At 69.9% G+C, this 20,280-nt stretch carries 16 protein-coding genes and 1 tRNA gene; 8 read left to right on the top strand and 9 right to left on the bottom strand.

Translation table 11 applies throughout. The features are described 5' to 3' along the window. The first annotated feature begins 564 nt into the window (after positions 1-564). The 4 genes from ACFO0C_RS21880 (at position 565) to ACFO0C_RS21865 (ending at position 4,158) form a co-directional block, all read left to right on the top strand. Positions 565-1,122 carry a carboxymuconolactone decarboxylase family protein gene (locus ACFO0C_RS21880; protein ID WP_378068496.1) on the top strand — a complete coding sequence of 186 codons (558 nt, stop codon included), beginning with the start codon at positions 565-567 and terminating at the stop codon, positions 1,120-1,122. Between the two features lie 47 nt (positions 1,123-1,169). Then, positions 1,170-2,306: a M20/M25/M40 family metallo-hydrolase gene (locus tag ACFO0C_RS21875; protein ID WP_378068495.1), complete on the top strand. Its 1,137-nt coding sequence runs from the start codon at positions 1,170-1,172 to the stop codon at positions 2,304-2,306. 54 nt (positions 2,307-2,360) lie between these two features. Then, positions 2,361-3,425 (top strand): carboxylate-amine ligase, encoded by a 1,065-nt coding sequence (locus ACFO0C_RS21870; RefSeq protein ID WP_378068494.1) that lies wholly within the window; start codon positions 2,361-2,363, stop codon positions 3,423-3,425. A 133-nt stretch (positions 3,426-3,558) separates the two neighbouring features. After that, positions 3,559-4,158, top strand: a complete 600-nt coding sequence (locus tag ACFO0C_RS21865) for a nitroreductase family protein (protein ID WP_378068530.1) — start codon at positions 3,559-3,561, stop codon at positions 4,156-4,158. On the opposite strand, the gene ACFO0C_RS21860 is transcribed toward ACFO0C_RS21865, so the two are convergent. The 4 genes from ACFO0C_RS21860 to ACFO0C_RS21845 form a co-directional block, all read right to left on the bottom strand. Then, positions 4,142-5,683: an NAD(P)-binding domain-containing protein gene (locus ACFO0C_RS21860; RefSeq protein ID WP_378068493.1), complete on the bottom strand. Its 1,542-nt coding sequence runs from the start codon at positions 5,681-5,683 to the stop codon at positions 4,142-4,144. The genes ACFO0C_RS21865 and ACFO0C_RS21860 overlap by 17 nt on opposite strands. Before the next feature lie 528 nt (positions 5,684-6,211). Further along, positions 6,212-6,285, bottom strand: a tRNA-Met gene (locus ACFO0C_RS21855). A 62-nt stretch (positions 6,286-6,347) separates the two neighbouring features. Continuing rightward, a complete protein-coding gene (locus ACFO0C_RS21850) occupies positions 6,348-9,329 on the bottom strand; it encodes a UPF0182 family membrane protein (RefSeq protein ID WP_378068492.1) in 2,982 nt (993 codons plus the stop codon). Positions 9,330-9,435: 106 nt separating this feature from the next. Beyond that, positions 9,436-10,464 carry a YlbL family protein gene (locus ACFO0C_RS21845; RefSeq protein ID WP_378068491.1) on the bottom strand — a complete coding sequence of 343 codons (1,029 nt, stop codon included), beginning with the start codon at positions 10,462-10,464 and terminating at the stop codon, positions 9,436-9,438. A gap of 90 nt (positions 10,465-10,554) precedes the next feature. Here ACFO0C_RS21845 and ACFO0C_RS21840 point away from each other — a divergent pair, with 90 nt between their 5' ends. Then, on the top strand, positions 10,555-11,790 hold the full coding sequence (locus ACFO0C_RS21840; RefSeq protein WP_378068490.1) for a zinc-dependent metalloprotease: 1,236 nt from the start codon (positions 10,555-10,557) through the stop codon (positions 11,788-11,790). Between the two features lies 1 nt (position 11,791). On the opposite strand, the gene ACFO0C_RS21835 is transcribed toward ACFO0C_RS21840, so the two are convergent. Continuing rightward, positions 11,792-12,388 carry a hypothetical protein gene (locus ACFO0C_RS21835; RefSeq protein WP_378068489.1) on the bottom strand — a complete coding sequence of 199 codons (597 nt, stop codon included), beginning with the start codon at positions 12,386-12,388 and terminating at the stop codon, positions 11,792-11,794. A 113-nt stretch (positions 12,389-12,501) separates the two neighbouring features. Next, positions 12,502-13,032 (bottom strand): M48 metallopeptidase family protein, encoded by a 531-nt coding sequence (locus ACFO0C_RS21830; RefSeq protein ID WP_378068488.1) that lies wholly within the window; start codon positions 13,030-13,032, stop codon positions 12,502-12,504. A 445-nt stretch (positions 13,033-13,477) separates the two neighbouring features. Between ACFO0C_RS21830 and ACFO0C_RS21825 the strand changes: the two genes are divergently transcribed. The 3 genes from ACFO0C_RS21825 to ACFO0C_RS21815 all read left to right on the top strand — a co-directional run bounded on the left by ACFO0C_RS21825 (position 13,478) and on the right by ACFO0C_RS21815 (position 16,345). Next, positions 13,478-13,639, top strand: coding sequence for a DUF5679 domain-containing protein (locus ACFO0C_RS21825; protein ID WP_170153756.1), 162 nt, complete (start codon positions 13,478-13,480; stop codon positions 13,637-13,639). Between the two features lie 207 nt (positions 13,640-13,846). Continuing rightward, positions 13,847-14,971, top strand: a complete 1,125-nt coding sequence (locus tag ACFO0C_RS21820) for a hypothetical protein (RefSeq protein WP_378068487.1) — start codon at positions 13,847-13,849, stop codon at positions 14,969-14,971. 27 nt (positions 14,972-14,998) lie between these two features. After that, entirely contained in the window at positions 14,999-16,345 is a 1,347-nt protein-coding gene (locus ACFO0C_RS21815; RefSeq protein ID WP_378068486.1) for an ABC1 kinase family protein, read from the top strand. Positions 16,346-17,138: 793 nt separating this feature from the next. Here ACFO0C_RS21815 and ACFO0C_RS21810 read toward each other — a convergent pair. From ACFO0C_RS21810 to ACFO0C_RS21800, 3 genes are all read right to left on the bottom strand, one after another. Beyond that, on the bottom strand, positions 17,139-17,501 hold the full coding sequence (locus tag ACFO0C_RS21810) for a WhiB family transcriptional regulator (RefSeq protein ID WP_317790250.1): 363 nt from the start codon (positions 17,499-17,501) through the stop codon (positions 17,139-17,141). A 145-nt stretch (positions 17,502-17,646) separates the two neighbouring features. Further along, positions 17,647-17,979, bottom strand: a complete 333-nt coding sequence (locus ACFO0C_RS21805; RefSeq protein ID WP_378068485.1) for a hypothetical protein — start codon at positions 17,977-17,979, stop codon at positions 17,647-17,649. 119 nt (positions 17,980-18,098) lie between these two features. Then, the gene (locus tag ACFO0C_RS21800; protein WP_378068484.1) at positions 18,099-20,237 is read right to left on the bottom strand and encodes an ATP-dependent DNA helicase UvrD2; all 2,139 of its coding nucleotides are present in this window, start codon (positions 20,235-20,237) and stop codon (positions 18,099-18,101) included. Positions 20,238-20,280: the final 43 nt, after the last annotated feature.

Below are 20,280 nucleotides of genomic sequence, written 5' to 3'. Positions count from 1 at the left end.
CCTCTCGCCGCCTCGCCCTCCCGCCCCCTCACCGCCTCGCCCTCCCGCCCCCTCACCGCCTCGCCCTCCCGCCATCTCGCCGCCTCGCCGTCTCGCCGTCTCGCCGCCTCGCCCTCCCGCCGTCTTGCCCTCTCGCCGCCTCGCCCTCCCGCCGTCTTGCCCTCTCGCCGTCTTGCCCTTTATGAGATTTCTGGGGCAATTTTTGGGTGGTGGACTTACAGGGGCGCGGAAGTCGAGGGGTTGGGGGGTGTGCTGGTTCCGCCGCCTGTGCCTCCCGCTAGGAGGGTTCCGGTTTCTCCGCCTCGGTTTGCTGTTTCGGTGGCTTCGATGCCGCTGCCTCCGCCTACTCCGCCGGTGTCGAGGAAGACGGTGTTCGAGCCGCTGGCGAGCATGGCAGCGAGCATGGTGAACGCGACGATCAGGGGTGTCCTTCGCACTGTTGCCTCCTCGTGTGGGATGTCCTTCTGTGGGTTCGGGGAGGGTTGCAGGTGGGGGTTTGGGTGGGCTTTGGGTTGAGCACGTTGGGAGATGAGCACTATGGAGGTTGTTCGCCAGGGTGGAGGGATGGCTTACATCGATCTTGGCGTGGATGAGAAGAACTTTCCGGGGATCACCGGGCCGATGCGGTATCGGCCGGAGACGGCCAAGCCGCTCAACGAGTTGGCCGAGGTGCTGCTGCGGGCACCCAACTCACTGCCGGCCGCGGAGCGGGAGCTCATCGCGGCGTATGTGTCGGGGCTGAACGAGTGCCATTTCTGCTGCTCGTCGCACTCGGCGTTCGCAGTCGCCCAGTATGCCGCCGCGGATGTCGCCGATGGCACCTCGATCGTGGCACGGGTGCGTGCCGATCTGGACAGCGCTCCTGTCCCGGCCAAGACGAAGGCTCTTCTGCGTATCGCCGGTGCGGTACAGCAGTCGGGGCGCGCGGTGACGCCTGAGTTGATCGCGGCCGCGCGTGACGAGGGTGCCACCGACATCGAGCTGCACGACACGGTTCTCATCGCGGCCGCGTTCTGCATGTACAACCGCTATGTGGACGGTCTCGGCACCTTCGCGCCGGAGGCTGCCGAGGAGTACGCCCCGATGGCTCAGCGCATCGTCGAGCAGGGCTACGGCATCTAGCAATCGAGCGGGTGACGGCCCGGTGCGCCTCGGGCGATCGTGAGGGTATGACCTCGGAAACCCTGCTCGCCACCGCGCACGACATGAACCAGGGCATGCTGGACCGCCTGGAGACGCTCGTGTCGTACGAGTCCCCGCCGGGCTCATCCCCGCACCTGCACGCCTGCGCCGACCTGCTGACCGGCTGGTTCGACCGGGCGCTCGGCCGGCCCGGCCGGCGTGTCGTCGTGGACGGCGTCCCGCATCTGCTCTGGGCCGCCGACCAGCAGCGGGTGTTGATGCTCGGACATTACGACACCGTCTGGCCGGCCGGCACCACACAGGACCGCCCGTTCGCCGTGGCCGGTGACCTGGCGACCGGGCCGGGCGTCTGTGACATGAAGGCCGGCATCGTGCAGATGCTGTCGGCGCTGAGCCTGCTGCCGGACGCCTCACACGTCGGTGTGCTGCTCACCGGCGACGAGGAGTCCGGCTCGGTGACCTCCCGCGAACTCATCGAACGGCAGGCGCGGCGTTCCGGAGCGGTCCTGGTGTGCGAGCCGGCGACCGCCGAGGGCCACGTCAAGGTGGCCCGCAAGGGGGGCTCGGTGTATCGGCTCGTCGCCGGCGGCCGGGCCGCCCACGCCGGCGCCGAACCGCATCGCGGCGTCAACGCGACGGTCGAGGTGGCCCATCAGGTGCTGACCCTGCTCGGGCTCGGCGCACCGGACATCGGCGGCACGTCGGTGACCCCGACACTTCTTTCCGGGGGTACGACCACGAACACCGTCCCGGAGCAGGCCAGTGTCGCGATCGACGTGCGGGCCTGGACCGGTGCCGAGCTGGAGCGGGTCGACGAGGCGATCCGCGGGCTCACCCCACGGCTGCCGGAGGCGGCACTGCGGGTCGAGGGTGGCATCAACCGGTACCCGATGGAGGCGGCGCTGGCCCGTCCGCTGCTGGACCTGGTCCGGCAGGTGGCCCGGGACCTGGGTGTGCCGCCACCGGACGGTGCGCACGCGGCCGGCGCCTCGGACGGCAACTTCACGGCCGCGCTCGGTGTGCCGACGATCGACGGCCTCGGTGCGGTGGGTGGCGGCTCGCACGCCCGCGACGAGTACGTCGACCTGCGCCGGATGCCGGAGCGCACGGCCCTGCTGGCGGGTCTCGCCGAACGACTCACCGGTGCGGCGCTCCTTCGGTAGGGTCCCGGCTGTCGGTAGTGGACAGTCGCGGAGGGCGTTTCTGTGGTGCACAGGGTGGGCGTGGAGGAGGAGTTCCTGGTCGTCGGCGCCGGTGGCGAGGTGACACCGGCGGCGGCGACCGTCGTCGAGCGGGCCCGGCCGGTGCTGGGCGACCGGGTCGGTGGCGAGATCACCGAGCTGCAGGTGGAGACCCGGACCGATCCGTGTCACACGATCGAGGACCTGCACACCCAGTTGTCCGGTGGACGGACCGCTGTCCGGGACGCGGCGGCCGGCTCCGGGCTGCGGCTGATCGCCAGCGGCTCACCACTGCTCGGGGAATATGTCCCGCCGCCGATCACCACCGGCCCGCGGCAGGACCGGGGCAACGCCATGTTCCGTGGTCTGCACGACGACCTGGCGATCTGCGCGGTGCACGTCCACGTGGAGGAACCCGACCGGGACCGAGGCGCCCGCATCGGCAACCACCTGCGCCCCGTTCTGCCGGTGCTGCTCGCGCTCACCGCGAACTCGCCGTTCTGGGCGCGGCGTGACACCGGCTTCGCCAGCTGGCGGAGCGTCACCTGGCAGCGGTGGCCGGTCGCGGGCCCGCCGCCGTACGTGACCTCCGCCGCCGACTACGACGCGAACGTGGACCTGATGCTGGCGGCCGGTGCCCTGGTCGACCACGGCACCGTCTTCTGGGACGTGCGGCTCTCCGCCTCCCGGCCGACCGTCGAGGTCCGGGTGTCGGACGTGCCGGTGACGGCGGCCGAGTCGGCGGCGCTCGCCGCTCTCGTGCGGGCGCTGGTGACCGTCGCGGGCGAGGCCGTCGACCGTGGCGACCCCGGACCGGTGACCAGTCCCGACCTGATGCGCCTGGCGTACTGGCGGGCCGCCCGCGACGGGATGGCCGGGCACGGCGTCGACGTGCTGACCGGACGGTTGCACCCGGCCGCGGACCTGGCCGAACGTCTCGTGGAGTCGGCCCGCCCCGCGCTGAAGGCCGCCGGTGACGACGTCCGGGTGGACGGCTGGCTGGCCGGGCTGGCCCGCGACGGTGACGGCGCCACCCGGCAGCGCGCCGCGGCCGCCCGGCGCGGTGAGCTCCGCGACGTCGTGGACGCGGTCGGACTGTAGAGCACGTACGCGTAACGACACCGCCGCCGCCCCGGGTGATGCTGGAACCAGCCGTTTCGCTGGGAGGCCACCGATGACCGAGGCAGTGCTGGGGACGATCCCGATCGGTGTCGAGCGGCGGTCGGCCGCCGACATGACCGCCGACGCGCGCGCGTTCGCCGACCGGATGGCCCGCCGCCGGTCGGTCCGCGACTTCGCCACCGACCCGGTGCCCGCGGAGGTGGTCGAGGCGGCTGTCCGGGCCGCCTCGACCGCACCGAGCGGGGCGAACGTCCAGCCGTGGCGCTTCGTCGTCCTCACCGATCCCGAGCACAAACGCCGGCTGCGGGAGGCCGCCGAGGCCGAGGAGCGCGAGTTCTACGCCCGCCGCGCGTCCCAGCAGTGGCTGGACGCGCTCGCACCGATCGGCACCGACTGGCACAAGCCGTTCCTCACCGAGGCGCCGGTGGTCATCGTGGTCTTCGAGGTGCACCAGGGGCCGAACAGCCCGAAGCCGTACTACCCGAAGGAGTCCGTGGGCATCGCCGTCGGGCTGCTCATCGCGGCGCTGCACCACGCCGGCCTGGTCACCCTGACGCACACGCCCAGCCCGATGCGGTTCCTCAACGAGGTGTGCGGGCGGCCGCCGGAGGAACGGCCCTACGTGGTGATGCCGGTCGGCTTTCCGGCACGCGACGCCCGCGTGCCGGATCTGCGCCGGAAACCGCTGGAGGAGGTCATGATCCGCCGGTGACGAGCTGCCGGGTCAGGAACGCGGCCAGCGGGTCGATGTGGCGGTCCGGCCGGCGCCACTCGGCCAGCAGGTCCTCCAGCAGGTGCAGCTCCTCGACGAGTTCGGCGCCGCGGTACCGGCGGATCACCGGGTGGATGAAGGCACTCTCGGCGGCCACCTCGGGGCGGGGCCGGCGTTCGATGGCGAAGACGTCGCCGTAGTCCTCGCGGCCCCAGCGCAGCGCGACGGTGTACCAGTGCGGCTCGGCCGCGAACCGCTCGGTGGCGTAGTCCTCCGGCAGGTCCTCGTAGTGGGTGAAGCCGTCACCGGCCCGGACGTAGACGTCGCACAGGTATTCGAACTGGGTCCACAGCGCCGAGCTCCAGTTGATCCGGTCGAGCATGCGCGCGGTCAGCCCGTCCGGGTCGCCCGGGGCCTCGGTGGCCGGTAGCGGCACCCCGTCGTACCGCTCGCGCAGCATCCTGGTGAACGTCCGCAGGTTGTAGCGGAATCCGTCGATGAACGGCGACGACGCGTGCTGCACGTCGCGGGCCTGCGCGATGGTGCCGGCGAAGTACAGGTTCTCGACGTTCGTGGACTGCCAGTCCGGCCGCAGACCGGGCATCCGGCCGTCGCGGACCATCTCCGGCCGGATGTCGTCGTCGAACAGCGAGGTGTCCATCCGGAATCCGGTGCACCGCAGCACCCGGTCGTAGTCCAGGACCGCGGTCTCCCCCTCGGCGTGGGTGTACGTGATGTGCACCCGGAATCGGCCGTCCGCCCTCTCGATCCGGTCGATCGTGCAGTCCAGCACCGAGTGCAGCGTCTTGAACTGGTAGCTGTCCAGGATCGCGCCGTAGTGCGCGCGCACGTGCCCCGGGTGCTTGGTGTTCCAGGCGAGCTTCAGAGGCTGACGGCTGGCCAGGTGGATCATCGATGCCTTCGGCAGCAGCGTCGCGGCGGTCTCGAACGCCGAGTTTCCCTTGCCGATGATCAGGACGCGCTGCCCCGCGTAGCCCGCCGGGTCGACGTCCATCGCCTCGTACCCGGTCGCCAACTCGATGCCCTCGATCGCCGGCACGTACGGGATGCCCCACCCGGTCGCGACCACGAGGCACTCGGCCCGGTAGACGGTCCCGTCAGCGGTGGTGACCTCGAACCGGTCGTCCGGCTTGCTGATCCGGGTCACCGGGGTCTCGTAGCGGACGTTCAGGCCGTGCACCCGCTGGAACTCGCCCAGATACCGCACGAGGTCGTCGGCGGCCGGGAAGTACTCGTCGCTGAACTTCGGGAACAGCAGTTCCGGATCGTCGTTGAGCAGCGAGTTCCAGTCCCATCGCAGGCGGATCTCCGGCACCGGGCTCTCGGTGTGCACCTTGTTCAACGAGATCAGTTTCCGGTGCCGCGGGTACACCCGGAAGAAGGAACCCGGCTCCGGTTCCCGCTCCAGCGCCACATAGTCCGCCCCGGTCCGCTGGAGGTAGTAGCTCAGCTGCAACCCGGCTGGACCGCCACCAACGATGACAAAACGAAACTCCTGCACCACGATGTACGCCCTCCGCCGCCCGACCCCATCGATCAGCGACTATTCCACCCCACAACCACCCCCACCATCAACGAAAAGGCAGGGCAGAGAGAGCCCGCGACGCAGGGCGGCAAGACCGCAGGGCGGCAAGACCGCAGGGCGGCAAGGCGGAGAGGCGGCGAGGCGGAGAAGAAGCGAGAGGGCAGGGGGCGGGAGAGCGAGAACAAGGAAGCAAAGGGCGAAAGCGCGGGAAAGCGAGAGGGCGATAGGCCGATAGGCCGAGAGAACCGCGCGACCAAGTGAACCGAGAGGCCGAGTGAACCGAGAGGCCGAGTGAACCGAGCGTCCGAGTGAACCGAGAGGCCGAGTGAACCGAGCAAGCGAGAGAGCCGACCGGGCGGGCAGGCGAAGCCACCGCAACGGTGTAACCCGAGCCACAGACCAACCCGCCACCAGCCGTAACGCGGGGGTCCGGGGGGCTCGGCCCCCCGGGAAACGCGAAGAGGGCCCAGGTCCGCGCTTTCCGCGGACAAGGGCCCCCTGCACTCGTAGCGGGGACAGGATTTGAACCTGCGACCTCTGGGTTATGAGCCCAGCGAGCTACCGAGCTGCTCCACCCCGCGTCGGTTTCTCAACCCTAGCGCACCGTCTCCGGGGACCGCAAAACGGCCCCCGGAGACGGTCGTCACCCGCCTGGCGTGGGCGAGGGACTGGCGCTGGCGCCGGACTGCGTCTTGTCGAGGTCCTGGAACCGCTTGATGGCCTCGTCGAGGGCGATCAGAGCCTGGCCCTCCTTGGTGAGGTCACCGGACCGCTTCGCGGCCTTGAGGTCCTCGATCGCCTTGTCGACGGCTGCGGCGGCCGCGGCCAGGTCGCCGGGTACCTCGGTGGGCGGCGCGGCGGACGGCGAGACGCTGGTGCTGGGGGTCGGCGTGGCCCCGGGTGTTGGCGTGGTCGGGTTCGTCGGCGAGGTCGGCGGTGCGCCGTTCTTGCCGAGAGCGGCCAGCGCCTCGAGACCCTTGGTGAGGTTGTCCTCGAGGACGACGTAGGAACCGCCGTCACCGTAGGACATCAGCACCTTCTGCAGCAGCGGCGCCGCATTGGCCTGGCTGCTCTTCACGTAGACGGGCTCGACGTACAGGATGTCGTTGCCCAGCGGCAGTGAGATCAGGTTGCCGTAGAGAACCGACGCCTGGCCGCCCCGGTTGAGCAGGGTCAGCTGGTTGGCGATGTTCTCCTTGTTGACCATCAGCTGGTGCACCTGGACCGGGCCGGGTGCGATGGTGTTGTCGCGTAGCTGGAGTATCTCCAGCCTCGGTTCGCCGTTGATGTACGACCCGGAGACCAGGGCCGCCATGTTCTCCCGTTTGAGCGGGGTGACGCCGGCGGTCAGCTGGAATCGGCTCTCGGTCTGCTCGGGGAGCTTGACGTTGAGGTAGAACGGCGGCTGGAACCCGCTCTGCGGCGCGTCAGGCGCGTTCGGCACCTGCCAGAAGTCCTCGCCGGAGAAGAACACCCGCGAGTCCTCGACGTGGAACTTGGTGAGCAGGTTGCGCTGCACCTTGAACAGGTCGGCCGGGTAGCGGAAGTGGTCGGCGAGCGTTTGCGGGATCTGCGCCTTCGGCACGATCAGGTCGCCGCCGAACGCCTTGTTCCACGCCTTGAGGATCGGGTCCTTGTCGTCGAACTCGTAGAGGGTCACGGTGCCGTCGTACGCGTCGACGGTCGCCTTGACCGAGTTGCGCATGTAGTTGACGTCGTCACGGGCGAGCGCGAACGACCCCGTACCGGTGAGGCGGTCCTCGGTCTCGGTGGCCAGGTTGATCTTCTGAGCGTAGGGGTAGGTCTTCGCGGTCGTGTAACCGTCGAGGATCCACACGATGCGCCCGTCGACGACGGCCGGGTACGGGTCGCCGTCGATGGTGAGGAACGGGGCCACCTTCTCGACGCGCTCCCGGGGCTGACGGATGTACATCAGCTTGGAGTTGTCGTTGACCGCGCCGGAGAGCACGAAGTTGCTCTCGGTGTTCTTGATCGCGAAGATCATCCGGCGGAAGAACGAGCCGATCTCGACGCCGCCCTTGCCGGAGTACGTGTAGTACTCCTCGCCGGAGTTGGTGCTCTGACCCCGCGGCCGGTCGAACTCGACGTTCTTGCCACCCGGGGCCTGGCCGACGATCGCGTACTCGGTGGATTTCTCGCCGTAGTAGATCCGCGGCTGCTGGGCTTCCAGCTCCTGGGTCGGCGTGATGCACTTGTTGACGTTCTCCGCGCCGCCCTCGCTGCCGAGCAGGCCGGAGGCGAACAGCGGCAGACCGGTGTCGCACTTCTGGTTGGCCGGCGCCGCCACCAGGCCGTAGCCGTGGGTGTAGACGGTGTGCCGGTTGAGCCAGTTGCTCTGCTGCGCGGTCAGTTTCTCGTCGTCGATCTCACGGGCGCCGACCACGTAGTCCTGGGTCTTGCCGGCGATCGTGTAGCGGTCCACGTCGAGTTTCTCGCCGAAGTCGTAGAAGCCCCGGGACTGCTGCGACACGGTGAACGCCTGCGAGACGAGCTGCGGGTCGATCACCCGGACGTTCTGCGCGCTGGGGTCGGCGGCCAGGTCCTCCGGTGGCCGGCCGTCACCTGTGGGGTACTCCGAGACCTCGGTGTTCTCCAGGCCGAACGCCGCCCGGGTCGACTCGATGGATCGCGTTATGTACTCCGCCTCCTTGTCGTAGAGGCTCGGCTTGACCTGGAAGTTCTGCACGGCCAACGGGTAGATCCCGCCGATCGCGACGGCCGAGATCGCCAGCAGGGCCAGCGAGACACCGGGCCAGACCAGATTGCGCATCACCGCGTTGGAGAACACGATGATCGCGATCGCCACCACCACGGAGATGTAGGCGAGGATCTCCTTGGCCGGGAGCAGCGCGTTCACATCGGTGTAGCCGGCACCGTAGAGACCGGGCGACACGTGCTGCTCCAGCAGCAGCGCACGCCGGTCCAGCACATAGGCCACAGCCTTGAGCAGCACGAACACCGCGACCAGCGAGGTCAGGTGGGCACGCGCCGCAGTGGTCATCCGGTCACCGACGCCCTGCAGGCGCACACCGCCGAAGATGTAGTGCACGGCGAGCGAGCCGATCACGGACAGCACCACCGCGGTGAAGCCGAGACCGAGCAGGTAACGCCAGAGCGGGTACTCGAAGATGTAGAAGGAGATGTCCACGCCGAACTGGGGATCGACCTCCCCGAACGTCCCACCGTTACGGAACAGCATCCAGTCGCCCCAGCGGGCCTGCGCGGAGAGTCCCGCGAAGAAGCCGATGACGAGACCGGTGACGGTGATCCAGGTGCCCAGACGGGGCGCCAGGATCATCCGGTAGCGCTCCAGGGTGGCCTGTTCCGCTGAATGTGGGCGCAGCAGCGGGCGCAGACGGTATGCCAGGTAGAGGTTGCCGGCGACGATCAATGTCATCACCGCACCGACCACGAGGAACAGGACGAGCCGGGTGGTGAGCACCCCGGAGAAGACCGCGGTCTTCTGCACCTCGTCGAACCACAGATAGTCGGTGTACGCGTCGATACCCCAACCGAGCAGCGTGAAAAGAATGAAGACCCCGACCAGGACGCCGACGGTCACGCGACCGCGCCGGCTCATCCTCGGTAGAGGACTGTTACGCATGACCAACGTTGGCTCCACACTTCGTCTGGCCGGTGTTTCACCTTAACGATGTCGCATCCAGCTTCTATACGCGGCAGAACTGTCCCGTCACTACCGGCGTGTGCTTTCACGATGCCGTGCACGGCTTCGGGTCGCCGCCGGCGGTGAAGGTCTTGAGTGCGGTGAGCGCGTCGTCCACCGTGGCCACCTCGGCCATGGTCAGGCCGGGCCGGGCGTTGCGCAACGCCTCCGCACAGTTGTCCTTGGGGACCATGAAGAGCACGGCCCCGGCCCTCTCGGCGCCGACCAGTTTCTGCGGGATGCCACCGATCGGGCCGACGTTGCCGTCGTCGTCGATCGTGCCCGTACCCGCGATGATCTTGCCGCCGGTGAGGTCCTCGGGGCGCATCTTGTCGATGATCCCGAGGGTGAACATCAGGCCCGCGCTCGGGCCGCCGATCTTGTCGAGGTCGATCTCGATCTCGAACGGGTGTGGCTGCCGGGTGGCGATCTCGATGCCGATCCGCGGCGTGCCGTCGGACGCGTCCGGCCGCGAGGTGATCCGCGCGGTCGCGGCCTTGCCGCCCCGCTCGTAGGACACGGTCAGCGCGGTACCGGCCGGTTTGGCCCGGACCAGCTCGGCGATCTGGCTGTCCCGGGTGATCGCGGTGCCGTCGACAGCGGTGATGACGTCGTCGGCCTGGAGCACGCCCTCGGAGGCGCCGCCGGCCGTGACCTTGCCCACGTAGACCTGGACCGGATAGCCCAGCTCGCGCAGCGCGACCGTCTCGGCGCTGGTCTGCGACTCTTTCCACTCCTGGGCGTTCTGCTCCTGGACCTGCTGCTCACTGCGGTCCGGTGGGTAGATCAGCTCACGCGGCACCACGGCGTCGGAGTCGCTCAGCCAGCCGCGGATCGCCCACACCAGCTCGACCTGCGACTGCACGTTGACCGTGGTGAGACGCAGCTGGCCGGCGGATTTCGAGGTCTCACCCTTCGTGACCTGAATGACCTCGGTGCCGTTCTCCACACCGAGGGTGTCGACCGTGGGTCCGGGCTTGAGCACCACGTAGGGCATCGGTGCGACCATGACACCGGCAGCCAGCAGAGCGGTGATCAGGGCGCCGAGGATGACGGTGACACCGCGACGTCTCATGCGCGTGAGCGTACCCACCCTGTCTGAGTTCTCTCTGAGCTGATACCTCCCTCCGTCCGCTACGGGCTTTTCGCGCGTACCGTTGGGGTCGTGCCTGATATCCCGTTCGGCTTCTCCCTGCCGGGCGCGCAGCCGCCCGACCCCTCCGACCCGCAGCAGATGCAGCAGTTCATGGCGCAGTTGCAGCAGATGTTCGCTGCGCCCGGCAGTGGCCCGGTCAACTGGGACCTGGCCCGCCAGGTCGCCGCCAGCCAGCTCTCGGCGACCGGTGACCCCGCGGTGAACATGCTGGAGCGCCACCAGGTCGAGGAGGCCCTGCGCCTCGCCGACCTGTGGCTGGATCCGGTGTGCGCGCTCCCGAGCGGCATCCGGAAATCCGTCGCGTGGAACCGCAATGAGTGGATCTACAACACCCTCGACGTCTGGAAGAAGCTGTGCGAGCCGATCGCCGGCCGCATGGTGGGCGCGATGGGCGACCTGGTTCCCGAGGAGGCCCGCCTCCAGCTCGGCCCGATGCAGTCGATGGTCGCCACGCTCGGCGGCGCGCTCTTCGGTGGTCAGCTCGGCCAGGCCTTCGGCCAGCTCGCGGCCGAGGTGCTCTCGGCGGGCGACATCGGGCTTCCGCTCGGCCCGGCCGGCACCGCGGCCCTGGTCCCTTCCAACATCAAGGCGTACGGGTCCGGGCTCGAGCTCCCCGAGGACCAGGTCCGGCTGTACGTGGCGTTGCGCGAGGCGGCCCACCAGCGGCTCTTCGGGCACGTCCCGTGGCTGCGGGCCCATGTGCTGAGTGCCGTCGAGACCTACGCCAACGGCATCACGGTGAACCGGGAGGCGATCGAGGAGGCGATGAGCCGCGTCGACCCGACCGACCCGGAGTCGATGCAGGCGATGGCCCTCGAGGGCATCTTCACGCCCGAGGACACCCCGCAGCAGAAAGCCGGTCTGGCCCGCCTGGAGACGGCGCTCGCGCTGGTCGAGGGCTGGGTCGGTCAGGTGGTGGACGCCGCCGCCGGCGACCGGCTGCCGTCGGTGGTGCCACTGGGTGAGGCGTTCCGCCGCCGCCGGGCCGCCGGTGGCCCGGCCGAGCAGACGTTCGCCGCTCTGGTCGGTCTGGAGCTGCGGCCACGCCGCCTGCGCGAGGCCGGCGTGCTGTGGACGGCGGTCACCGAGCAGCGGGGCATCCCGGGTCGCGACGCGCTCTGGGACCACCCCGACCTGCTCCCGACCGACGAGGACTTCGCCGACCCGGAGGCGTTCGCCCGCGGCCGTTCCGACTGGGACATCAGTGAGCTCGACAACCTGGGCGAGGGCCCGAAAGAGGACTGACCTATCCGCCGAGGAGGGCCCGGGTGTTCTCCCAGCCCTCCAGGGCGGGGTCGAGACCGGCCAGGTCGGCCGGTCCGCGCAGCCGCCGCCAGGGCGGGGTCGAGGTGACCTCGCCGGGCGCGGGCGCGCCCTTGCGCAGGAGCTGGGCCGACGCGGTGTCCAGGTCGTGGTCGGCCAGCCAGTCCGGCGCGGGCAGCCCGGTGGCGACACCGAAGAGGCCCCCGCCGGGGCCCGCGGGGGCGACAGCCACCGCTTTGCCGTCCAGGGGCCGGAGGAGCTTGCCCAGAGTCATTCCCGGTACGTCGGGAGCGTCCCCCGCTATCACGGCGGCCTGGTCGAACCCGTCCGCGGTGGCCGCCGCCAGCACCGGCAGCACGGTCGGGGCCGGCACCTCGTAGATCCGCATGCCCGGCCAGGCGATCTCCTCGGCCAGTGCCCGGTCGGCCGGCGTCGCGGCGATCGCGGCCTCGGCCTGGGCCAGGCGGGCGAGCAGGTCGACCACGTCCTCGGCCATCGCGGCACGCCAGGCGGCCACGTCGACGCCGGGTGGGCTCCACGGCACCGGGACCAGCATCGTCACCACTACACGCCGCGTCACAGCGTCACCCTACTCAGCGTGCACGCGGGCGGGTGCTTCCGGCGTACCCCCGACATCGCCGGAGGCGCCGGATCATCGGTGACCGGACCGCCGGACCGTGCCCACGACGGGCCTCACTCGGCCATCACCAGGCTGCCGGCCGCCGAGACGCCCTCGAGGTAACCGCGGGCCCGCTCGGCCTTGGGGAAGCGGTTCACCAGGTCCCAGAAGCGGGCGTTGTGGCTGGGCACCAGCAGGTGGGCCAGCTCGTGCAGGAGCACGTAGTCGATGACCCAGTCGGGCATCTCCTGAATCCGGTGCGAGATGCGGATCGTCGCGTCGTCGGGGGTGCAGGAGCCCCAGCGCCCGTTCTGGTTCGTCACCCAGCGCACACTCGCCGGAACCACCCGGTCGGCGTGATCGGCCAGATAGCGGGTGATCAGACGGCGGGCGCGGGCCAGCAGCTCGGCGTCGGTGCACCGCAACCGTTCCTCGCGAGCTTCCAGGCGGGCGAGCATGCGCTCGACCCACTCCGTCTCCTCCGCGCGGGAGAAGCGGTCCGGGATGAGCACCACGACTCGCTCGCCGTCGCGATAAGCGGACACCGTCCGTCGCCGGCGCTGGCTGCGCCGCACTTCCACGACAGGCTTGCGCACGCGGGCCATTACCGGCTCGCGTGGCCCAGATTCGGGTTCACATTGAGACGCTAATCCGCCGCACCCCTGTTACCGCAAGAGTACGGACAATGACGGTCGCGGTATATGAGCACTTCGCCCGCATATACCCGAAAAAATTTTGCTCACCGGCAACATCGGTGACATCCGTCAACCTAGACCATCATCAACTCACACGCCCAACCGGCATTTCTGTCCGTTTTATGCCTTTACGATGGGAATCGTCGGCGTGTCCCGGCAAAACTGGCCAAAAAGGGTACGCAGGACCGGCACACTCACGTCGTCGGCGACAGCGCCGACGCTGCGCTGACATGGAACCGGCCTGACCTGGGTAAGTGACCGCCCCGGACGGGTGGCCACATCCGCGTGGCATGTTCGCGCCCGCGCCGCAACAGGGGCCCGGGCCGGGCGGCCGACGAAACGACGAGGAGGAACCGTGGCCGACAACACGTACAACGGCTACTGCGTGAAGTGCAAGGAGAAGCGCGACTTCCAGGGTGAGGTGGCAGTCTCCAAGACCGGCATGAACATGGCCAAGGGCAAGTGCCCGGTCTGCGGCACCACGATGAACCGCATCCTGGGCAAGGCCAAGGCGTGAACGAGATCCGGGGAGGGCAGCCGGAGACGGCTGTCCTCCCCGGCACGCTCCACCCGTAACCGTGTTCACTCAGACACGTTGTGTCAAGTGAGCCACTAGAGCACCTGTGGATAACTTCCGTAAAGCTGTGGACAACCCTCGCCAGGGCAGTGGGGGCCTGTGGATAACATCATCACTCCGCAGCTTCGCAGTGACACCCTGTCACTCATGAACCGGACACCCCTGCCCAGGCCGACACTGATCCCGGGGCTGCCGCGTTTCTGGCGCACCCCCGGCGAGCTCCAGCTCGGCGTCGACCCGGAGCACGCCGTGCTCCTCCAGCTGCCCGATCCACGCACCGCCGGGGTGCTCGACCTGCTCGACGGCAGACACTCCGAGCGGCTCGTCCTGACCCGGGCCGCCGAGTGGGGCGTGCCCACCTCGGAGACGCTGGCCCTGCTGGACCTGCTCCACTCCGCGGGCCTGGTCCTCCCGTCTCCGGCGCTGCTGCCACCGGCCCTGCCGGCCGGCACCAGGCACCGGCTCACCTGCGAGGCGGCCGCTCTCGCCCTCGGCTCAGCGGGCCGGCGGTCCGGGCCGCGGGACGGGCCGTCACCAGCACGCGTCCTGCGGCACCGCCGGTCCGCCCGGGTCGTCGTCAGCGGCCGCGGGCGGCTCGGCGCCACCATCGCGGTCGCCCTGGCCGAGGCCGGCATCGGTCACGTGCACCCCGACCTGTCCGGAGTCGTCGGGGCGGCCGAGATCACCGGGTCACCGCTGCGGCCGGAGGACGTCGGCGACCCGCGGCGGCTCGCCGTCGAGGCGGCGATCCTGCGGACCGCGCCGGGCACCGGGGTGCATCCGGTGCGGCGTACCCCCGCGTCCCTGGTCGTCCAACTCGCCCACGACGAGCCGGCCGCCCTCCTCGCCGCCGGCTTCACCGCGCGGCGACAGCCGCACCTGGCCGTCGCGATCCGCGACGGTGTGGCCGTGATCGGCCCTCTCGTGCCCGCCACCGGCGGACCCTGCCTGCACTGCCTCGACCTGCACCGACGCGAGCGAGACGGCGGCTGGACGGGTGCGCCGGCGGCCGCGCCGGGCGGCGCCGAGCCGTGCGCGGTGGCCACGCTGCTCGCCGCCACCGCCTACGCGACCGGCGAGGTCCTTGCCTTCCTGGACGGCGGCACCCCGGAGACGGTGGGCGCCGCCGTGGAGATCGCCGCGCCCGGCCGGTTCCGCCGCCGGACCTGGGTCCCGCACCCGGCCTGTGCGTGCCAGCAGCGCCGCCGGAGGCCAACCTTCACGGGACCTTCACCGCATAACCACCAAACCACCTTGCGACGGGCCGGGTGAGCGGGGGCCGTCGGTCACAATGATCTGGTGACGGACATACCGCGCCGCGCCGCGTCCCGGACCGCAAAGCTCGCCGCCCTGCCGCTCGGCTTCGCCGGGCGCGCCGCGCTCGGCCTCGGTAAACGGGCTGTCGGCATCGCCTCCGACGTCATCTCCGCCGACATCCAGCAGCGGACCGCCGAGCAGCTCTTCAGCGTGCTGGGGCAGCTCAAGGGCGGGGCGATGAAATTCGGTCAGGCCCTGTCGGTCTTCGAGGCGGCCCTGCCGGACGAGATGGCCGGGCCCTACCGCCAGGCGCTGACGAAGCTCCAGGAGGCGGCGCCGCCGATGCCGGTGGCGAACGTGCACAGGGCGCTCGCCGAGCAGCTCGGGCCGGATTGGCGGGACAGGTTCGCCGAGTTCGACGACAGCCCGGCCGCCGCCGCCAGCATCGGCCAGGTGCACCGCGCGGTGTGGAAACTGCCTGCCGCCCGGCGTAACGCGAAACCGAAGCTGCTGCCCGTGGCGGTCAAGGTGCAGTATCCGGGAGCCGGCGACGCCCTGGTCGCCGACCTGAAACAGCTTTCCCGGCTGGCCGGCATGTTCAAGATCATCCAGCCCGGCATCGACGTGAAACCGCTGATCGCCGAGCTCCGTGACCGGGTCGTCGAGGAGCTCGACTACGAGATGGAGGCGGAGACCCAGCGGGCGTTCGCCGCCGCCTACGCCGACGACCCGGAGATCTTCGTGCCCCGGGTGGTCGCGTCCGCGCCGCAGGTCCTCGTCACCGAGTGGGTCGACGGCACCCCGCTGGCCGCGGTCATCGCCGACGGCAGCCAGGCCGACCGGGACGAGGCCGGCCGGCTGATGGCGATCCTGCATTTCTCCGCACCCAGCCGGGCCGGGCTGCTGCACGCCGACCCGCACCCCGGCAACTTCCGGATCCTCCCCGACGGGCGTCTCGGCGTCATCGACTTCGGCGCCGTCGCCCGGCTCCCCGAGGGCCATCCCGAGCCGATCGGCCGCCTGGTCCGGCTCGCCCTGGACGGCGAGGCCAAGGCGGTGGTCGACGGGCTGCGCGAGGAGGGCTTCGTCAAGGCCACCGACGACATCGACGCCGAGGCGCTGCTCGACTTCCTGCTGCCGATGATCGAGCCGGTCGCGGTCGACCGTTTCCGCTTCACCCGGAGCTGGATCCGCAACGAGGCGGCCCGGCTGGCCAATCCGCGGGGCCCGGCGTACGCGTTGAGCCGCAAACTCAACCTGCCACCGTCCTACCTGCTGATCCATCGGGTGACGCTCGGTTCGATCGGGGTCCTCAGTCAACTGGAGGCGGAAGCCGGCTACCGCGAGATCCTCCAGAAGTGGTTGCCTGGCTTCGCTCCGGTCACCTGATCCAGTGCATGCGGGGCCTCGCCACCCGGGGTCCCTTGTGCAATCCCGGCCACCGTCTCCCATGGCCGCACATACGATCGGCCCCACGGGACTCTTGCAACCGTGATCGGCGAACCTCAGTCTCGTCAGATCCCTTTCGGTCCACGGCCAGAAATCCTCGTTGCCCGCATCCTCAACGCGGTGCGCTGCGGCCCCTGCCTTCGGATCCGGAACGAGTCGGCGATCTCTGACCACCGCGCGACGGGCTGCGCGGTCAGCGGTCACCATCACGGCTCGTGTGCTCCTGTCGTCGCCATGGCGAGGATGAAATGCAGCTCCCGTCGCGGTGGCCGGCCGCGACCGACACCGTCAGTCCGGACTGTGACAACTGTCACTGTCGGTAGGTCGCAAACACGGTGCCACCGCCGGGCGCGAACGCGGACGAACTGTCGGCATTGGACATGACCGCGACAGCCGTCCACTCCGGCCGGGCCGAAGTCATGCACAGCCGGGACGAATTCGGTGCTGTGGGCGGGAAGAAGTGAACGGCCCGTCCGCATCGGCGGATGGGCCGTTACTCATCGCTGGTGGTCGTCAGAGTCCGGCGCCGAGTTCACGGGACGCCCGGGTGCGGGCCTCCATGGTGATACGGCGGGCGGAGCGGTAAGCCTCAGGTGCACGGTCACGCTGAGGCCGAGGCATTCGGGCCCTGGACAACGCTTCGTGGATGAGTCTCATCTTCATGTCTCCGTTCGAAGTCATTTCGGAACTCGGCTTTCGGGTGTCGATCGCGGTCAGGGGAACGGTGGTCATCTCATGCAGCCAGTCGAACCGAGCTGCGGGTGTCGAGACCGTTGGCGGCGAGGCGTTCCTCCACCTCGACGGCCAGCTCGGCGTCGCGAGCGACGTCGGCCTTACGCGGACGGCCACGGGGCCGCTTGCGCGGGACGACAGCGCCACGCTCGAAGATCTCGCCACCCCAGACACCCCAGGGCTCCGCACGGTCGACCGCACCGGCCAGGCACTCGGCGCGCAGCGGGCAGTCCCCGCAGAGCGACTTGGCCAGCTCAAGCTGGGCCGGGGAGTCGGAGAACCACATGTCCGGGTCGAACTTCCGACAGGGCAGGTTTGCCTCGATGTCGACGGTCATGTCGATCGGGGCCAGCGCCAGACTCATAAAGCCCGGTCACCTCTCTCTTCTTCTCGATCTTCTGGATCGCGTTTCACGTCTTACATCCGGCCGGTTCGGCCGGAAAATAATTCGAGGCCGCGGATCCCGGTTAAGGGTTCCGCGGCCTCGAGGTGAGCCGGTGGTCTGGTTGTCAGACCGGCCTTCCTCGAGGCGGGGCGCCGCCATCACCATCCGTGTAGCGCTTGCTGGAGATGGTGCTGTTGCTGCCCTTGAAGCCAGTGGTCCCGTTGTTGCCTTCGACGCGCACCAGGGCCGATTTGCCCAATTCGGCCTGGGCCGGGACCTGGTGCACCCGCGGAGCCTGAGCGAACGCTGCCGCGGTCGGCAGAATCCGGACGAGCTCAACCTGGGTCCGCTCAGCGGCCATCCACGCCGGAGCGGCGGTGGCGGGCAGCGGAACGGGCAGAGCGCAGGCAGGGTTCAGCAGCATTGACGGAACTGTCATCGTGATGTCGAGCTTCATCTCTGCCACCTCCTCCATTGCGTTGCACTCGTAGTCGAAACCCAGGCGAACCCACTGCTCGCCAAGGCGTGTCCTGAGGCTATGCCTGCCCTACACGGGAGGGCAAACGAATTAACGGACTAGTTTTCAAAGTTTTTCGTCGCAAGATCATCAGGGCTCGCTCCGGCCACCAGAGCGAAGACCGCGTCGCCGTACTGACCCAGCTTGCGGGGACCGATTCCGGCGATCGCGAGCAACTGGGCCGGACCCTCCGGGCGGCGCTCCGCCACGGCCACCAGCGTCGCGTCCGTGAACACCACGTATGCAGGGACTTTGAGTTCCGCGGCGGTGCTCGCACGCCACACCTGGAGGCGCTCGTAGAGGTCCTCGTCGAGGTCGGACGGACAGCTCGGGCAGCGGCCCAGTTTACGATCGGCGCCGGCCAGCAGGGTGGCCCCGCAGATCCGGCACAGGGACACCTGAGGGCGGCGACGGTCGGGTTTCCGACCCGGCTCAGTGGTACGGGTTTCCTCGCCACCACCACGTGTGAGCTGCGGAAGGAACCGGCACGGGCGACGGGTCCGCCCGCCCGGGGAGCGCGACTGGCCGTACGACAACCACAGCGTCTGCCGCGCGCGGGTCACCCCGACGTAGAGCAGACGACGCTCCTCCTCGAGTTGCTCGGCCGTTTTCGCGTACGTCGTCGGAAGGGTGCCGTCGGCGAGCCCGACGAGGAAGACCGCGTCCCATTCGAGGCCTTTGGCCGAGTGCAGCGAAGCCAGAGTGACTCCTGCCACAGTCGGCGCGTGCTGCTGTTCGGCGCGGCGGGCGAGCTCGTCGTTGAAGGCGGAGAGCGAGACCTCCCGCTGGACCCGGCCGGCCTCCCCGATCGGCAGGATCTCCGGGGACGCCGCGTACTCCTCGGCCAGCGCGACCAGGGCCGCCAGCGCCTCCCACTGCTCGCGTGCGGCGCCGCCGGACGGCGGCTGATGCCGGTTCCACCCGGTCGCGGCCAGCGCCTCCACGACCGCCTCGACCAGCGGCGTCTCCCCCGGGGTGGACCGCACGGCGGCACGCAGCGCGACCATCGCCTGCCGCACCTCGGACCGCTCGAAGAACCGTTCGGCGCCGCGCACCACGTAGGGCACCTCGGCGTCGGCGAGCGCCTCCTCGTACGTCTCGGACTGCGCGTTGGTGCGGAAGAGGACCGCGATCTCGCTGGCCGGCGTGCCCGCGGCGATCAGGTCCCGGCAGCGCCGGGCCACCGCGACCGCCTCGCCGTGCTCGTCCGGGAAGATCTTGAGTTCCGGCTCGGGCCCGGGCGGCCGCTGACCGACCAGTTCGAGCCGCAGCTTCGCCTCGGTGCCACGCGCCTGCCGGATCACCGCATTGGCCAGCCCGACCACCTGCGGCGTGGAGCGGTAGTCACGGACCAGCCGGATCACCACGGCGCCGCGACGCTGCCGCGGGAAGTCGATGAGGTACGCCGAGGTGGCCCCGGTGAACGAATAGATCGTCTGACTCGCGTCGCCGACCACTGTCACGTCGTCACGGCCGCCCAGCCACGCGTCCAGCAGCCGCTGCTGCAACGGGTTGACGTCCTGGTACTCGTCGACGACGAAATGCCGGTACTGCGCGCGGATCTGGTCGGCGACGTCCGGGTGCTCCTCGATCCCCCAGACCGCGGCACGCAGCAGGTCCTCGAAGTCGATCACGCCCTGCCGGCGTTTGAGCTGCTCGTAGGCGGCAAACACCTCGGCCACCCGGGCCGGTTCGTGTGGCGGCTCGCGCAGCGCCTTGGCCGCGGCCACCACGTACTCGCCCGGCTCGACCAGGGACGACTTGGCCCATTCGATCTCACCGGCGAGGTCTCGTGCGACGGTACGGTCCGCTCGTACCCCCGCCTTGGCCGCCGCAAGGCCCACCAACCGTGCCTTGCTCTCCATCAGCTCGGGCATCTGCCGGCCCTCGAGCAGACGTGGCGCGAAGTATCGGACCTGGCGCATCGCTGCGGCGTGGAAGGTCCGGGCCTGGACCCCGGTGGCGCCGAGCGCGCCGAGCCGGGCCCGCATCTCGGCGGCGGCGCGAGCCGTGAAGGTGACCGCGAGCACGTGCCGAGGGCTGATCTCGCCGGACATCGTCCGGTAGGCGATCCGGTGGGTGACCGCCCTCGTCTTGCCGGTGCCCGCGCCGGCCAGGATGCAGACCGGACCGGCGGGCGCGGTCACCGCCGTCCGCTGTTCCGGATCGAGCCCGGCCAGCACTCCTTCAGTCCGCACGGTAGGGAATCATGACACCCCGGCGGGGTGTTGTGCTTGTCAG

The organism is Actinoplanes subglobosus (assembly GCF_042650585.1).
GTDB classification, from domain to species: Bacteria; Actinomycetota; Actinomycetes; order Mycobacteriales; family Micromonosporaceae; genus Actinoplanes; species Actinoplanes subglobosus.
The sequence above is the reverse complement of the archived record's forward strand: the minus strand, read 5'-3'. Positions and strand labels throughout refer to the sequence as shown.

What these genes read in the sequence shown, in the direction of transcription:
- ACFO0C_RS21880 (WP_378068496.1), top strand. Translation starts at nt 565, where the DNA reads ATGGCTTACATCGATCTTGGCGTGGATGAGAAGAACTTTCCGGGGATC.
- ACFO0C_RS21875 (WP_378068495.1), top strand. Translation starts at nt 1,170, where the DNA reads ATGACCTCGGAAACCCTGCTCGCCACCGCGCACGACATGAACCAGGGC.
- ACFO0C_RS21865 (WP_378068530.1), top strand. Translation starts at nt 3,559, where the DNA reads ATGACCGCCGACGCGCGCGCGTTCGCCGACCGGATGGCCCGCCGCCGG.
- ACFO0C_RS21850 (WP_378068492.1), bottom strand. Translation starts at nt 9,329, where the DNA reads ATGCGTAACAGTCCTCTACCGAGGATGAGCCGGCGCGGTCGCGTGACC.
- ACFO0C_RS21845 (WP_378068491.1), bottom strand. Translation starts at nt 10,464, where the DNA reads ATGAGACGTCGCGGTGTCACCGTCATCCTCGGCGCCCTGATCACCGCT.
- ACFO0C_RS21830 (WP_378068488.1), bottom strand. Translation starts at nt 13,032, where the DNA reads ATGGCCCGCGTGCGCAAGCCTGTCGTGGAAGTGCGGCGCAGCCAGCGC.
- ACFO0C_RS21820 (WP_378068487.1), top strand. Translation starts at nt 13,847, where the DNA reads ATGAACCGGACACCCCTGCCCAGGCCGACACTGATCCCGGGGCTGCCG.
- ACFO0C_RS21810 (WP_317790250.1), bottom strand. Translation starts at nt 17,501, where the DNA reads ATGAGTCTGGCGCTGGCCCCGATCGACATGACCGTCGACATCGAGGCA.
- ACFO0C_RS21805 (WP_378068485.1), bottom strand. Translation starts at nt 17,979, where the DNA reads ATGAAGCTCGACATCACGATGACAGTTCCGTCAATGCTGCTGAACCCT.